16 protein-coding genes and 1 pseudogene are annotated in these 12,948 nt (G+C 68.8%); 7 read left to right on the forward strand and 10 right to left on the reverse strand.

The genetic code is table 11. The features are described 5' to 3' along the window. Positions 1-54: 54 nt before the first annotated feature. Together NWFMUON74_RS10900 and NWFMUON74_RS10905 are read left to right on the forward strand one after the other, a co-directional pair. Positions 55-864 carry an ABC transporter permease gene (locus tag NWFMUON74_RS10900; protein ID WP_232110953.1) on the forward strand — a complete coding sequence of 270 codons (810 nt, stop codon included), beginning with the start codon at positions 55-57 and terminating at the stop codon, positions 862-864. Next, the gene (locus NWFMUON74_RS10905; RefSeq protein ID WP_187687700.1) at positions 861-1,691 is read left to right on the forward strand and encodes an ABC transporter permease; all 831 of its coding nucleotides are present in this window, start codon (positions 861-863) and stop codon (positions 1,689-1,691) included. Before NWFMUON74_RS10900 ends, NWFMUON74_RS10905 begins: the two co-directional genes overlap by 4 nt. A gap of 69 nt (positions 1,692-1,760) precedes the next feature. Here NWFMUON74_RS10905 and NWFMUON74_RS10910 read toward each other — a convergent pair whose 3' ends face one another. The 3 genes from NWFMUON74_RS10910 to NWFMUON74_RS10920 form a co-directional block, all read right to left on the reverse strand. After that, positions 1,761-2,621, reverse strand: coding sequence for a helix-turn-helix domain-containing protein (locus tag NWFMUON74_RS10910; RefSeq protein ID WP_187687701.1), 861 nt, complete (start codon positions 2,619-2,621; stop codon positions 1,761-1,763). A 243-nt stretch (positions 2,622-2,864) separates the two neighbouring features. Further along, complete coding sequence (locus NWFMUON74_RS10915; RefSeq protein WP_187687702.1) at positions 2,865-4,193, reverse strand: bifunctional o-acetylhomoserine/o-acetylserine sulfhydrylase; 1,329 nt, start codon at positions 4,191-4,193, stop codon at positions 2,865-2,867. A 166-nt stretch (positions 4,194-4,359) separates the two neighbouring features. Next, a complete protein-coding gene (locus tag NWFMUON74_RS10920; RefSeq protein WP_187687703.1) occupies positions 4,360-4,965 on the reverse strand; it encodes a TetR/AcrR family transcriptional regulator in 606 nt (201 codons plus the stop codon). Positions 4,966-5,092: 127 nt separating this feature from the next. On the opposite strand from NWFMUON74_RS10920, the pseudogene NWFMUON74_RS36860 reads away from it, so the two are divergent. Together NWFMUON74_RS36860 and NWFMUON74_RS35980 are read left to right on the forward strand one after the other, a co-directional pair. Further along, positions 5,093-5,407: pseudogene (locus NWFMUON74_RS36860) on the forward strand (NmrA family NAD(P)-binding protein); the annotation flags it as partial. A gap of 13 nt (positions 5,408-5,420) precedes the next feature. Further along, on the forward strand, positions 5,421-5,762 hold the full coding sequence (locus tag NWFMUON74_RS35980) for an NmrA family NAD(P)-binding protein (RefSeq protein ID WP_232110954.1): 342 nt from the start codon (positions 5,421-5,423) through the stop codon (positions 5,760-5,762). Here NWFMUON74_RS35980 and NWFMUON74_RS10930 read toward each other — a convergent pair. Together NWFMUON74_RS10930 and NWFMUON74_RS10935 are read right to left on the reverse strand one after the other, a co-directional pair. Then, complete coding sequence (locus NWFMUON74_RS10930) at positions 5,751-6,440, reverse strand: TetR/AcrR family transcriptional regulator (protein WP_232110955.1); 690 nt, start codon at positions 6,438-6,440, stop codon at positions 5,751-5,753. The two genes, NWFMUON74_RS35980 and NWFMUON74_RS10930, sit on opposite strands and share 12 nt — an antisense overlap. Positions 6,441-6,454: 14 nt before the next feature. Beyond that, on the reverse strand, positions 6,455-7,252 hold the full coding sequence (locus NWFMUON74_RS10935; protein WP_187687704.1) for an SAM-dependent methyltransferase: 798 nt from the start codon (positions 7,250-7,252) through the stop codon (positions 6,455-6,457). A 253-nt stretch (positions 7,253-7,505) separates the two neighbouring features. Between NWFMUON74_RS10935 and NWFMUON74_RS10940 the strand changes: the two genes are divergently transcribed. Both NWFMUON74_RS10940 and NWFMUON74_RS10945 read left to right on the forward strand, forming a co-directional pair. Beyond that, positions 7,506-8,282: an ArsR/SmtB family transcription factor gene (locus tag NWFMUON74_RS10940; protein WP_187689071.1), complete on the forward strand. Its 777-nt coding sequence runs from the start codon at positions 7,506-7,508 to the stop codon at positions 8,280-8,282. Further along, complete coding sequence (locus NWFMUON74_RS10945; protein WP_187687705.1) at positions 8,282-8,779, forward strand: DinB family protein; 498 nt, start codon at positions 8,282-8,284, stop codon at positions 8,777-8,779. Before NWFMUON74_RS10940 ends, NWFMUON74_RS10945 begins: the two co-directional genes overlap by 1 nt. Positions 8,780-8,841: 62 nt before the next feature. On the opposite strand, the gene NWFMUON74_RS10950 is transcribed toward NWFMUON74_RS10945, so the two are convergent. The 3 genes from NWFMUON74_RS10950 to NWFMUON74_RS10960 form a co-directional block, all read right to left on the reverse strand. After that, positions 8,842-8,997 carry a hypothetical protein gene (locus tag NWFMUON74_RS10950; protein WP_187687706.1) on the reverse strand — a complete coding sequence of 52 codons (156 nt, stop codon included), beginning with the start codon at positions 8,995-8,997 and terminating at the stop codon, positions 8,842-8,844. A 153-nt stretch (positions 8,998-9,150) separates the two neighbouring features. Next, complete coding sequence (locus tag NWFMUON74_RS10955) at positions 9,151-9,513, reverse strand: hypothetical protein (RefSeq protein WP_187687707.1); 363 nt, start codon at positions 9,511-9,513, stop codon at positions 9,151-9,153. A 285-nt stretch (positions 9,514-9,798) separates the two neighbouring features. After that, on the reverse strand, positions 9,799-10,146 hold the full coding sequence (locus NWFMUON74_RS10960) for a MerR family transcriptional regulator (protein ID WP_187687708.1): 348 nt from the start codon (positions 10,144-10,146) through the stop codon (positions 9,799-9,801). Positions 10,147-10,642: 496 nt separating this feature from the next. Here NWFMUON74_RS10960 and NWFMUON74_RS10965 point away from each other — a divergent pair, with 496 nt between their 5' ends. Continuing rightward, positions 10,643-11,002 carry a DUF4254 domain-containing protein gene (locus NWFMUON74_RS10965; protein ID WP_232111144.1) on the forward strand — a complete coding sequence of 120 codons (360 nt, stop codon included), beginning with the start codon at positions 10,643-10,645 and terminating at the stop codon, positions 11,000-11,002. A 9-nt stretch (positions 11,003-11,011) separates the two neighbouring features. Here the strand turns inward: NWFMUON74_RS10965 and NWFMUON74_RS10970 are convergent, their stop codons facing one another. Further along, complete coding sequence (locus tag NWFMUON74_RS10970) at positions 11,012-11,809, reverse strand: ABC transporter permease (RefSeq protein WP_187687710.1); 798 nt, start codon at positions 11,807-11,809, stop codon at positions 11,012-11,014. Positions 11,810-11,811: 2 nt separating this feature from the next. Next, entirely contained in the window at positions 11,812-12,714 is a 903-nt protein-coding gene (locus NWFMUON74_RS10975) for a 2-aminoethylphosphonate ABC transporter permease subunit (RefSeq protein ID WP_187687711.1), read from the reverse strand. Positions 12,715-12,948 lie beyond the last annotated feature (234 nt).

The following is a 12,948-nucleotide window of genomic DNA, read 5'->3' on the forward strand; positions in this document are numbered from 1 at the left end:
GAGATGAGACGAGCTGCCGTCGGCGCGGGGAGGTAGTAGGGGATGGGGATCGACGTGACGACGCGAACCGAGCCGCCGCGGCGTTCGGCGTTGCGGCAGTGCTGGGTGCTGGCAGTGCGCCTGGTCCGTCCGTCGCTGCGCAACGGCGAGGTGGTCACGGCACTGCTGTCGCCGGCGGTGTTCACGGTCGGGTTCTACGTGCCGCTGGATCGCGTGATGAACTTCGCCGGGCACGGACTCAGCAGCTACGCGCAATTCCTGATGCCGATGATCGTGATGCAGGCGGTGGCGTTCTGCGGCACCGCGGCGGCGTTCCGATCGGCCACCGACGCGCGCGACGGCCTGGACACGCGGTTCGCGACGATGCCGATGCCCGCGGCCGCGCCGCTGGCGGCCCGGACCGCGGCGGCGTTGTACCGGGTAGCGATCGCGCTGGCGGCGGCGGTGGTGTGCGGGTACACGATCGGGTTCCGGTTCTACGGTGACGCCTGGCAGACCGCCGCGTTCCTGTGTTTCGCCATGCTGCTCGGTCTGATGATGTGCCAGCTCGGTGATCTGCTGGGCGCGTTGTCGAAGAGTCCGGAGGCGACGACGCAGGTGCTGGTGCTGCCGCAGCTGATCCTCGGCATGGTGTCCACCGGGTTCGCGCCCGCGAGTCAGTTCCCGGATTGGATAAGGGGCTTCGCGCGCGACCAGCCGGTATCGCAGTTCGTGGGTACATTGCGGGTGCTGGCGGGCGACAGCGCCGGACGGGCCGGGGTGGCGAACTGGGCGTCGGCGGGGCCGGGGCTGGGCTGGACGCTGGCGGGCCTGGTCGCGTTCGGTGGCGCGTCGGTGTTGGTGGCGGTACGGAGGCAGCGATGACGACGCAGGTGCGGACCGCCTCGGCCACCGATCTGCCGGTGGTCGCGTTCCCGACCGAGACGTGGCGGCTGCTGCTGCCGCAGACGGTGGTGCAGACCCGGCGGCTGCTGGTGCGCTGGCGGCGCGATCCGCTGACGATGGCGCAGTCGCTGCTGTTCCCGGCCCTGTTGCTGGTGATGCTGAATACCGTACTGGGACGGCAGATTTCGGCGTTCTCGGGCGCGGACGCGCTGTACGGATCGGTGCCGATGGTGACCCTGGTGTCGGTGATGTCGGGCTCGCTGGCGGGGGCGATCACGCTCGGCCGCGAACGCGACGACGGTCTGCTGGCACGGTTCTGGGTGCTGCCGGTGCACCGCGCGTCGGGTCTGCTGGCGCGCGTTCTCGCCGAGGGGGTGCGCATCCTGGCGTGCACGCTGGTGCTGTTCGGCGTCGGTCTGCTGCTCGGATTCCGGTTCCGCCAAGGGCTTCCGGCGGCCGTGGCGCTGGTCGGGGTGCCGCTGATGTACGGGCTCGGGTTCGCGACCATGGTCACGGCCGTGGCGTCGTACTCCGCCAAACCCGCTCTGGTGGAGGCGATCTCGCTGGGATCCTCGCTGCTGATGTTCTTCTCCACCGGATTCGTGCCGCTGGCGGCCTACCCCGCGTGGGCGACACCGATTGTGGCGCACTCGCCGATGTCGTACGCGGTCGACGCCATGCGCGGGCTGTCGCTGGGCGGTCCGGTCCGCGAACCGTTGCTGGCGACCGTCGCGTGGTCGTCGGGCGCGATGCTGGTGTTCGCGGTCCCCGCCGTCATCGGCTACACGCGTGCCAGTCGGCGTTGATCCCCGGCCCGGGAGTGACAGCGGGCGATCACGACTATCGGGGCACGAACCGGGATGGTGGTCCCGCACCTACCGCAGGTCGTCGGCCACTCGGGCGACCAGGTTGGTGGAGTCGCGGGGGCTGAGGGCCATGGCGCGGAGTTGGTCGAACATTACCCCGAAGCGGCGAATCTCGTTGTGGCCCTCCACGATATCGTCTCCGGCGATGCCCTCGACGTAGACCAGTTCGGGGTCGGCGGGGTCGTGGAAGTCCAGGACGACGAAGGAGCCGACCATGGCGGGGTGCGCGCCCGCGTCGAACGGCAGCACCTGCAGGATGACGTTGCGTTTCTCCGCTTCCTCGACCAGTCGCAGCAACTGGCCCCGCATCACCTCGCGGCCGCCGACGACGCGCCGGATCGCCGCCTCGTCCAGCACCACCCACAGCTCCAGCGGCTCCTCCTTGGCGAGCAGCTTGGCGCGTTCGAAGCGCGCGCGCAGGCGCTGTTCGATGACCGCGGTCTCGACCTTCGGCATCGCGGTGTCCAGCACCGCCCACGCGTACTGTTCGGTCTGCAGGAGGCCGGGGATGAACGATGTCTGGAACAGCCGGGCCGAGAGCGCCTCGGTCTCGAAGTTGATGTAGGCCGCGTACACCTCGGAGACCGCCGCCTCGAAAGGCCGTGACATGCCGGGCTTCTGGGCTTCCTGGAGCAGTTGCAGCGCGTCCGACCGCTGCGGCTCCTCGATGCCGTACAGGTCCAGCATCGCCATCAGGGTGCGGCGCTGCGGGCGCGCCTGCGCCGTCTCGATCCGGTACAGCGTGGTGACATTGATGCCGGTGCGAGCGCTGACGACCTCCTTGCTGATCCCGGCGTTCTCGCGCATCTCCTGCAGAAGTGCGGCCAATCGCCTGAGCTGGACCGTCAGCACCGTCCGCTTGCCTGCCATCGTGCCCGTTCTCCTCTGAACGTGCCGCCTCTGTTGTGGCCTTCGCGTACGCCCGAGCGGCACTGTCGGCTTGCCGCGCCGCGCCCTTGTCGAGCTCGAGCATAACCATTGCGCCGGCGAACGAAGCCCCGCCACCGGAAAGCTGGTGGCGGGGCGGCGCAGTGGCGGCGCGATTGAGCGGGGTAGCTCGGTCGTGTACCCCACGGCGAGGTAACGCCGTGGGGTATGCGGCTCGGGGCGAAGTTATTCCGCTGCGGCGGCGAAGCCGGTGCGGAGGTCCTCGAGGATGTCGTCTATGCCCTCGATGCCGACGGCGAGGCGGACCAGGCCGGGGGTGACGCCGGAGGCCAGCTGTTCCTCGGGGGTGAGCTGGGAGTGGGTGGTGGAGGCGGGGTGGATGACCAGCGAGCGGACGTCGCCGATGTTGGCGACGTGGCTGTGCAGGGTCAGCGCGTCCACGAACTTCTTGCCCGCGTCGACGCCGCCCGCCAGCTCGAACCCGATGATCGCGCCGGTTCCCTTGGGCGCCAGCTGCTTTCCGCGCTCGTACCACGGCGACGACGGCAGCCCGGCGTAGGACACCGAGGTGACTTCTGTTCGCCCGGTGAGGAATTCGGCCACCGCCTGCGCGTTCTGCACGTGCCGCTCCACCCGCAGACTGAGGGTTTCCAGCCCCTGGCTGATCAGGAACGCGTTGAACGGCGAGATCGCCGAGCCGAGGTCGCGCAGCAGTTGCACCCGTGCCTTGAGCGCGTAGGCGGGCGCACCCAGTTCGGCGAACACCACGCCGTGGTAGCTGGGGTCGGGCGTGGTGAAGCCGGGGAAGCGCGACCTGCCGTCGGCGTCGGTGACCGTCCAGTCGAAGGTGCCGCCGTCGATGATCACGCCGCCGATGGCCGCGCCGTGACCGCCGAGATACTTCGTCGCCGAGTGCACCACGATGTCCGCGCCGTGCCGCAGCGGCTGGATCAGGTACGGCGTGGGCACGGTGTTGTCGACGATCAGCGGCACTCCCGCGGTGTGCGCGACCTCGGCGATGCCGGGGATGTCGAGGATGTGGTTCTGCGGGTTGGACACCGTCTCGCCGTACAGCGCCTTGGTATTGGGCCGGATCGCGGCGCGCCACTGCTCGAGGTCGTCGGGATCCTCGACGAAGCTGACCTCGACACCCAGCTTCGGCAGCGTGTAGTGGAAGAGGTTGTAGGTGCCGCCGTACAGCCGCGGGCTGGACACGATGTGGTCGCCCGCGTTCGCGATGTTGAGGATCGCGAAGGTCTCCGCCGCCTGCCCGGAGGCCAGCAGCAGCGCGGCGACACCGCCCTCGAGCGCCGCGATCCGCTGCTCCACCGCGTCCTGGGTCGGGTTGATGATGCGGGTGTAGATGTAGCCGGGCTCGGCGAGACCGAACAGCGCGGCGGCGTGGTCGGTGTCGCGGAAGGTGTAGGAGGTGGTCTGGTAGATCGGCAGGGCGCGGGCGTTGGTGGTGCCGTCGGGCACCTGGCCCACATGGACCTGCTTGGTCTCGAAGGACCAGTGCTGGGACGGGTCGGCCGGCGCGGCGGGGTCGGTCATCTGGCTCTCCTGGGGTGTGGATACGGACGTCGAGCGAACGGAACTACATTCCGCCGGTCGAGGGCATTGTTTGAATCGGCTGGATTCGAACTCCGCGCGTGTCGCCGGTCGGTGCGGGCGTGTCGGCATTCGCAGCGACTTCCCGGAATCGGCTCTGAACTGCCGTCTACGACCGCACCGCCGCGTCGCGCTGCCGCGCCTGCGGCCGGAGCCCGGCCAGGACCACCGTGAGGAGGTGGTTGGGGGCGCCGCGGCGGTGAGCGCGACGGGCCGCGGTGGCGGCGCCGACGAGCAGGTCCATGGCGTCGGCGGTGTCCAGGTCGGCGCGGACCGCGCCGGCTTGCTGGGCCCGGCGGAGCAGCACATCGAACCGAGTCCGGAACTGATCCCGAACCTCTTCGGGGACAATGGTTTCCGCGCCCGACTCCAAGGCTTCGCAGAGCGCCTGGTTCAGCGCCACCTCGTCGACCAGCTGGGTGAAGTAGTCGAGGAAGGTCCGGCCCGGGTCGGCGTCGGCCTCGGTGAGGGCCCGCGCACGCTCGACGAATCGCTCGAGGCGGCCACGCAGCACCGCCTCGTACAAGGCATCTCGGGTGGGGAAGTGCCGGTAGACCGTGCCGACGCCGACTCCGGCGCGGCGCGCGATCTCGTCGAACGACACCGCCAGGCCCTCGGCGGACAGCATGTCCCGTGCGGTGGACAACACCAGATCGCGGTTGCGGCGAGCGTCCGCGCGCATCGGTTTGGCAGCCTGGGCAGCTTCGTCGACCACCGCACGATCGTACCTGCGACATTGCGAAGTGGAGAAGATTCTCCGTATAGTCTGAAGCGGAGCTAACTCTCCGATTAGTTCGAGGGTGACAGATCGAGGAGAAACCACAGTGGACCAGGTTGTTTTCGTGACCGGCGCGACCGGGCAGCAGGGTGGAGCCGTCGCGTACCGGCTCCTCGGCGACGGGTGGCGGGTGCGCGCGCTGACCCGGAACCCGGACGGCGCGGCGGCTCGTGCGCTGGCGGCGGCGGGCGCGGAGGTCGTGGCGGGCTCGCTGGAAGACCCGGCGGCCATCGACCGCGGCGTGGCCGGAGCGTACGGCGTCTTCAGCGTGCATCCCGGACCGCTGTCTCCGGAGCAGGACGAGGTGAAGGCGGGCAGGGACATTGCCGACGCCGCGCTGAAACACGGTGTGGCACACCTGGTCTACAGCTCGGGCCTGGCCGCCGACCGGGGTGGCCATAATCGGCGCCTTCGCCGCCCTCGCCCTGGCGCGCCCCGGCGAATTCCGTGGCCGGACACTCGAATTGGTCGGAGACGCGTTGACGCCGCCCGAGGTGGCCGCCGAGATGAGCGCGGCCGTAGGGCGTCCGATCCCCTACCTCCAGCGGCCCATCGAGGAACTACGCCGCATCAACGAACGCTTCGCCCGCGGTTACGAACTCATCAACAGCGGCGCCATCAGCGACATCGATGTGGATGTCGCCGAACTGCGCCGACTGCACCCCGGCCTGATGACCCTGCGTGACTGGCTGAAACACCGTGGCGCGCAACTGCTCCGGCCACTACTGGGGTGAGCGCCCGGTCGGCTGTGACGGCGTGGTGAGCAGTTCGATGACCGCCTTGGCCTCCTCGGTGGTCGGGGTCGGCAGGCTGCCCCGGCCGTGGATCAGCCCGATGCCCAGATAGACCATGGTTCCGGCGCGCAGCCGGGCCTGGGTCGCGTCGAAGCCGAGTTCGAGCATGGTCTGCTCGACGATCTCGAAGATCTTGCGTTCCAGCGCCTGTACCGCGCCCGCCACCTTCGGATCGTTGCGCGCCCACTCGCGCACGGTAGCCTCGACGATCCAGGTGCTCTGGTCGACCAGCAGCGACGTCATGTTCTCGATGCGCTGCTCGACGGGGATGGAGTCGACGGCACCCAGCGCGCGGACGGCGTCGGCCTGCACGGCACTCCACCGCTCGGCCATGGCCTCCATCAGTTGCTGGATGTCGTCGAAATGCCAGTAGAAGCTGCCTTTCGTCACGCCCAGTTCGCTGCACAGCCGCGGAATCCTGCTGGCGCCCACGCCTTCTCGGGCCAGCAGTGCGAGCGCCCCGTCGACCCAGTCGTCGTAGGACAGGCGCGGCGTGCGGCTGCGACCGCGCCGCTGCGCCTCGGCCTTCTTCGATCGTCGCGGGCGAGCGGCGGACACCGGCTCGTCCGGGGAGGGCGTCCCGGCGGCCGGTTCCGGGGGGATCTGTGCGGCTGCCACGCCTCGATGCTAGGTCAGGGCTTGCGTGCCACCCCGCCGTACGCGGCGATGTCGCGCAGACCGGACAGTTCGTGCTCGGGACGGCGCCAGTGGGTGATCTTCCCGAAGCCGGGCTCGAGCAGTTCGTAGCCCTCGAAGACCGCGCGCAGCTGCTCCTGCGTGCGCGGATAATACGGTGCGCCACCGGATTTCGCGTATTCCTCGCACATCGCCACGTAGGTGGGGCTGTCCACGGTGCCGTCCCAGTACACCAGGTGACTGCCGGAAGGTACCGCGTCCAGCACGGTGTGGACGATGCGCAGCAGGTCGTCGTAGGTGCGGGCGTGCCCGAGCACGCCCATGAACATCACGACGATCGGCTGGGTGAAGTTCAGGATGTTCTTGGCCTCGGCGACGATCTGCTCCGGCTCGTGGAAATCCGCCTCGATGTAGGTGGTGACGCCCTCGTGGGTGGTGCTGGTCAGCAGGGCGCGCGCATGGGTGAGGACCAGGGGATCGTTGTCCACGTAGACGATTCGGGAATCCGGATTGATGCTTTGGGCGACCTGGTGGGTGTTCTGCATGGTGGGCAGCCCGGTGCCGATGTCGAGAAACTGCCGGAGGCCGACGTCCTGTGCCAGGTGGGTGACCGCACGGATGAGGAAACGCCTGCTCTCGGTCGCCATGGTCCCGATGTCGGGGTCGATCTGCAGGCTGGCGTCGCCGACTTCGCGGTCGATGTCGTAGTTGTCCTTACCGCCCATCCAATAGTTCCAGATCCGGGCGGAATGCGGTATGTCGGTACGGATCTCGGTGTTGTGCCCTGTCGGCATGTGGGGTCGGCTCCTCGTCGAGGTCCCGGAACGGTGCCGCCGCGCGGGAGGCACGAACGGGGTCGTTGTCTGATCTGTCCAGTGACAGTACAAGATTCGTCGCCGGTCGACAGCGGATCCGCGGACGGTTAACTGCCGATTGGCCGGGGCGGGCCGGACGCGGAGCGGCAAACCCGGGGCAGCGGTTCACCGGCCGGTGTTGACATATGCAGGTGATTGCCTGCATAATTTCGGGGTGCAATCCGAACCCGAGATGGACGCCGTCTTCAAGGCGCTGGCCGACGGCACTCGCCGGCTGCTGCTCGACCGGCTGCGCGAGCGCAACGGCCAGACGCTGCGGGAGCTGTGCGAGCGGGTCGACATGGCCCGGCAGTCGTTGACCCAGCACCTCGACATTCTCGAGCGGGCCGGGCTGGTGACCGTGCTGCGGCGCGGGCGCGAGCGGGTGCACTACATCAATCCGACACCGATTCACGACATCGAACAGCGCTGGATCTCGGTTTTCGACCGTCCTCGGCTGGATGTCCTGCGCGCCATCAAGAACCAGGCAGAGGAGTACGCCATGACCGCCACCGTGCCGAGCTACGTCTACGTCACCTATATTCACGCCAGTGCCGAGCAGGTATGGAAGGCACTGACCGACGCCGACCTGACCGCCCGATACTGGTTTCACGAGAATGTGTCCGACTGGCAGCCCGGTTCGCCCTGGGAGCACCGTCGCGCCGACGGCTCCGGCACGATCGACGTCGTCGGCGAGGTGCTCGAGTCCGAGCCGCCGACGAAGCTGGTCCTGACCTTCGAGGATTCCCCCGAGCAGGACCGCTCGCCCTCTGTGGTGACCTTCCTGATCGAGTCCCACCGCGACATCGTCCGGCTCACCGTCACCCACGAGAACCTGCCGAACGAGGAAATGCTGCAAGGCATTTCGCGCGGCTGGCCCTCGGTGATCGCCAACCTCAAGTCGCTACTGGAAACCGGCGAGGTCCTCCCGCAGGCCCCGTGGGAGATGGACTCGGCGGTGCACGCCTGATGTCGGACACCACCGCATTGCGCGAGGCCTACGACTCGCTTCTGGAAGCCGTTGGGACAGTAGGCGCTTCGGCCCACCTCCGGACGCCCCCACCGGGTGAATGGAATGCCGAGCAGATTCTGGCCCACGTCTGCCTCGTCACGGCGGGCACCATCGCCGCGATGGCGGCGGTCGCGGCGGGCGAGCACACCACCTACGACAATCGCCACGCTCTCGACACCTGGACCATCGACCGCGTGGCCGAGCGTGCGGGCGGATTCTCCGGCCTGCGTGAGCGCCTGCGCCGGCAGGCCGACATTCTCTGCGGCTTCGGCGGACCGGCACTGTCCGATGCCGAACTCGACAGCCCCGTCCCGCTTCTCGGCCTTTCCGCGGGCACCCTGCTCAACGAGGCGGTCGTACCGCTGCGCGGGCTGTTCGAGGGCCTGGCCGACATCGAAATTCCCAACCACACCCGACAACTGCTGGCTCTACTGCCCGAGAGCGCCGCGGTCTGACGTACGACATCCGCACGACGCGGATCGGCAACCTCGGAGCGGGGGATTGCCGAGCGTTCCGGTCAGTCCGGCGGCTCGTCCTGCTCGTCCGCGGTGATGAGTTCGGGCGCGACTTCGCGGGTCGCCATGCCCGCGTCGCCGCCCTGGTCCGTGGGTCCGGGCCGACCGCCCTTGGGCTCCTTCGGGTCTTCGTCGTCCCGGTCCTGTTGGCGCGGCATGTCGATGCCCCTCTCGTCGTCCCTGCGGCCGTGGCCGGTCTCGTCGCTGGGCTACCTCCGGACGCGCTCGGCAAACCTCCCCGCGGTGTGGGGCCGCAAGGGCCGAGCCCGCGTTGGCCGTGGCGGCCGCGCCCGCTTTGACCGTGGCGTCGCTCAGCCGCGGTCGTAGGCGTCTTCGTCGAGGGGGGTGATCCACGCCTGGTCGACCCGGTCGGCGATATCCGCGGCGTCGAAGGCGGCCCGCATACGCTCGGCCAGGGGATGCACGCGCGTGGTGTCCAAACCGTGGAGACTGTCGTGCGCGACGGTCGCCTGTTCGGCACGGTCGGCCTCGGCACCGGCCGGGATCGTGTTCATGACCAGTTCCTTTCGCGAGGTGCGGGCGGATTCGCGGACGGCGGGAGTGGGCTCGCCGGTGGCGCGGCGAGCCCACTCCCGGTATCGGGCCGGCACGATCGTGCCGGCAGGAACTCGGATGTTCGGGTCCGTGCGGGTGACCGCCGGCGGGCCTGTCACGAGAGTGACTGTGCGCGCGGGAAATTCATCGGTGCGCTGCCGCATCGAGAGCCGGCTGGTCCCGTCACGGACGAACGTGTGCTGAGAACGGGCATCACCTCCCTTCCCTTGTGCGATCCCGGGACTACGTCCGGAACGACTACGCCTGGATTGATTATGCCTGGATTGACTATGCCCGGATTCGTTTGTTCAGCTGATGAGATAATCTCTGTCAACTGACACAACTTCTTTGTAGCACTGCTCCGATATGTAGGCAAGCGCGATATGTAGGCAAGCACTCCGTGGCTAAGCTTCGGCCGCTCCGTCGTCGCCGCGAAGCCGGTCGCGTTCGGCGGTCAGTGCGGAGTTGGCCTCGGTGAGGGCGGCGTTGGCGTCCTCGAGTTCGAGGATGCGCCCGATGGCCGCCAGGTTCATGCCCTGCCGTGCCAGCGTGGTGATGCGGTGCAGTCGTGCCAGGTCGTCGCCGCTGTAGCGGCGGGTGCCGCCCGGGCTGCGGGCGGGACTGATCAGCCCGTGCTGCTCGTACAGGCGCAGGGTCTGCACACCGATGTCGGCCAGTTCGGCGGCGACCGAGATCGCGTACACCGCCTGACCGGAGTGGGGCAGGTGGTGATCGTGCCGGTCCGTCGCCATTGGTACTCCTCACTGTCGCTGTCGACAGGATATCTGAACCGGCGCCTTGCACTCTCCTGTGTTGAGTGCTAAAAAATATCTCTGTCAGCAGACAGAGATTATCTCGTATGAGCTGACCGGCGCTTCGAGTTCCCGCAGGGGTCGGGAGCCGACGGTTCTTGCTGTCGACGGGTGGGCCCGGACGGGCTGCGGTCTCCGGGCTCACCCGAACTCGCCTCGCGCGCGCACCGAGGTTTCGCGACGATCACAGGGCCCCAACAAGTGCGGACGCAATCTTGCGTTCTTGCATATGTAAGAGCATGATCCCAGCTAGCCTAGTGGTGACCACCGATCGAAGACCGGTATAGCGAAACCCGGAGATCAACATGTTTGTGCGATCAACAGTGCATTCGGGTGTGTTCGGGGTGCGGCGATGACAGTGTCGATTGCCGAGGTGCTGCCCACCGCACCGCAATTGCTGTGCGCTTTCCAAGGACGCCGATTCCAGGATCGGGTCCTGCTGCGCACCGCGCGCGCCCTGGCGGAGTTGCACAGCCGTCGTGCGCAGGTGCGTGATCCGCTCATGATGGCGGAGATCGACTGTCGGCGTGGAGAACTCGTCGACGACATCAACGACTGGGTGGATCAGCAGGTGCCGCAGCATCGCAACGGCGCCTCCCTGCACACCGAGAGCCTCGGCGCGGTGGTCGATCGGATGGCGCGAAGCTGGGTCGATGCCAACCAGGTGATCGACCGGGAGGGCCCGCGCAGCGACAACACCCATAAACACTGGTATCACCTGGCCGAACTGGTGGACGGTTACACCGATCTCGTCATCGACGTGGCCGGTGGCCGCCGCCGGTTGCCCGAGCAGTGACCCGTCCCGTCAGCGCACCGCGGCGCGTCCCCGCAGTCGCCCCAGCACCAGCAGCGCCAGCAGCGTGACCGCGACGAGCAGCGTGGTGCAGGCGGCCGCGTCGAACACCTCGCCGCGGTCGGTGGCGGCGAAGATGGTGACGGGCAACGTCTTCCACGTCGCGGGGTAGACCATGACGGTCGCGCCCAGCTCGCCCATCGACAGCGCGATCGCCAGGCCCGCCGCGGCGCCGAGCGCGGGGAGTAGCAGCGGCAGCGTGATGCGAGTCAGGACTCGGGCCGGGCCGGCGCCCAGTGATTCGGCCGCTTGGCGGTAGGCGGGATCGAGCCGGTCGAGCGCCGCGGCGACCGCGCTGAACGCGTAGGACAGCACCAGCACCGAATGCGCCACGATCACAATCCATTTGGTGCCACCCAGCAGCAGCGGGCGCTCGTTGAAGGTGATCAGCACGCCCAGGCCGATCGCCACCGACGGAACCGCCACCGGCAGATGGAAGATCGCGTCGGTGGTGCGCCGCCACCAGGTCGGCGCCTCGTGCGCGGCGAGCGCGGCCCAGGTACCCAGCAGCAGCGCCGCCGCTCCCGCCAGCAGCGCCGTCTGCAGACTGACCGCCAGGCTCGCCGCCTGCTCGCCGGACAGCGCCTGCCGGAAATTCCCGAAACCCAGTTCCGCGGGGAGCGGGCCGGTCCAGCGGCCCGCGAGCGCGGCCGCCACCACGGTCGCGATCGGAGCGGCGAACACCACCAGGACGACGAGCGCGAACACCGTGAGCACCAGCATGCGCCCGCGTCGAGTCCAGATCAGCACGGTCAGCCCTCCCGAGTCCGAAACCTGGTGAACCAGGCGAAGATCAGCCGATAGCCGAGGTACAGCGACAGTGACAGCACCACCTGCACGGAGGCCAGCACCGCCGCACCCGGCAGGTCGAAGGTGACGATGCCGCGGGTGTAGATCAGCGCGGGCAGGGTGATGACGCCCTTGGCGCCGGTGAACAGCACGATGCCGAACTCGTTGAGCGTCAGCAGCAACACCAGGCTGCCGCCCGCCGCCAGCGCCGGCCACGCCTCCGGTAACACCACCTGCCGCAGTACCCGCCACGGTGACGCGCCCAGGCTCGCGGCCACGTCCAGTTGCTCGCGCGGGAGTTGCGCGAACGCCGCCAGCAGCGGGCGCACCACGAACGGGGTGAAGTAGGTGATCTCGGCGAGAATCACGCCGGTCGGCGTGGTCAGGAAATCGACAGCGGCAGAGCGGTTTCCGGTGATCTCCGCGATGAGCGCGTTGACCGCGCCCGCCGTGCCGTAGAGGAAGGTGAACGCCAACGTGACCAGGAACGACGGCAGCGTGAGCACGGTATCGATCAGCCTGCCCACCACACCCGAGCCCGGAAACGGGACGAAGGCCAGCACCACGGCCAGAAAGGTGCCCAGCACCAGGCAGCCCGCGGTAGAACACACCGCGATGGACACGGTGCGCCACAACGCATCCCGGAACACGTGCGATCCCAGCACCCGCGACCACACCGCCGTGCCCCGGCCCGAGGGCGTCTCGGTGGACTCCGCGAGCACGCGGACGATCGGCACCACGGCCATCGCGACGACGATCAGCACCGGCGGCAGCGTCCAGCCGATCTGCCGCCAATTCGCCCGCGCCGCAGCCCGATCCGGCTCGGGCTCGACCACCGGTGGCTCGAGCGTCGCTGACGTACTCATACCGACCTCACCCGCCCCGAACGGCTGCGCGGCGCGGATACGGGCAGCCCGACCGGACAGACGGCGGGAGATCTCGCCGCCGAACGGGCCGATGCCGGTCGCGGCATGGACCAGCGGGCCGCGGCCCGCTGCCGGGCGAGGTCGCCGGCGGGCCGGCACGGGGCGGCCCCGGGTCGCACCGGTGTGGCTCGGCGTCGGAAGGTGCGGCGGGTGTGGCGCGTTCCTTCCGGGGCC

The sequence above is a fragment of the Nocardia wallacei genome (assembly GCF_014466955.1).
Taxonomy (GTDB): domain Bacteria; phylum Actinomycetota; class Actinomycetes; order Mycobacteriales; family Mycobacteriaceae; genus Nocardia; species Nocardia wallacei.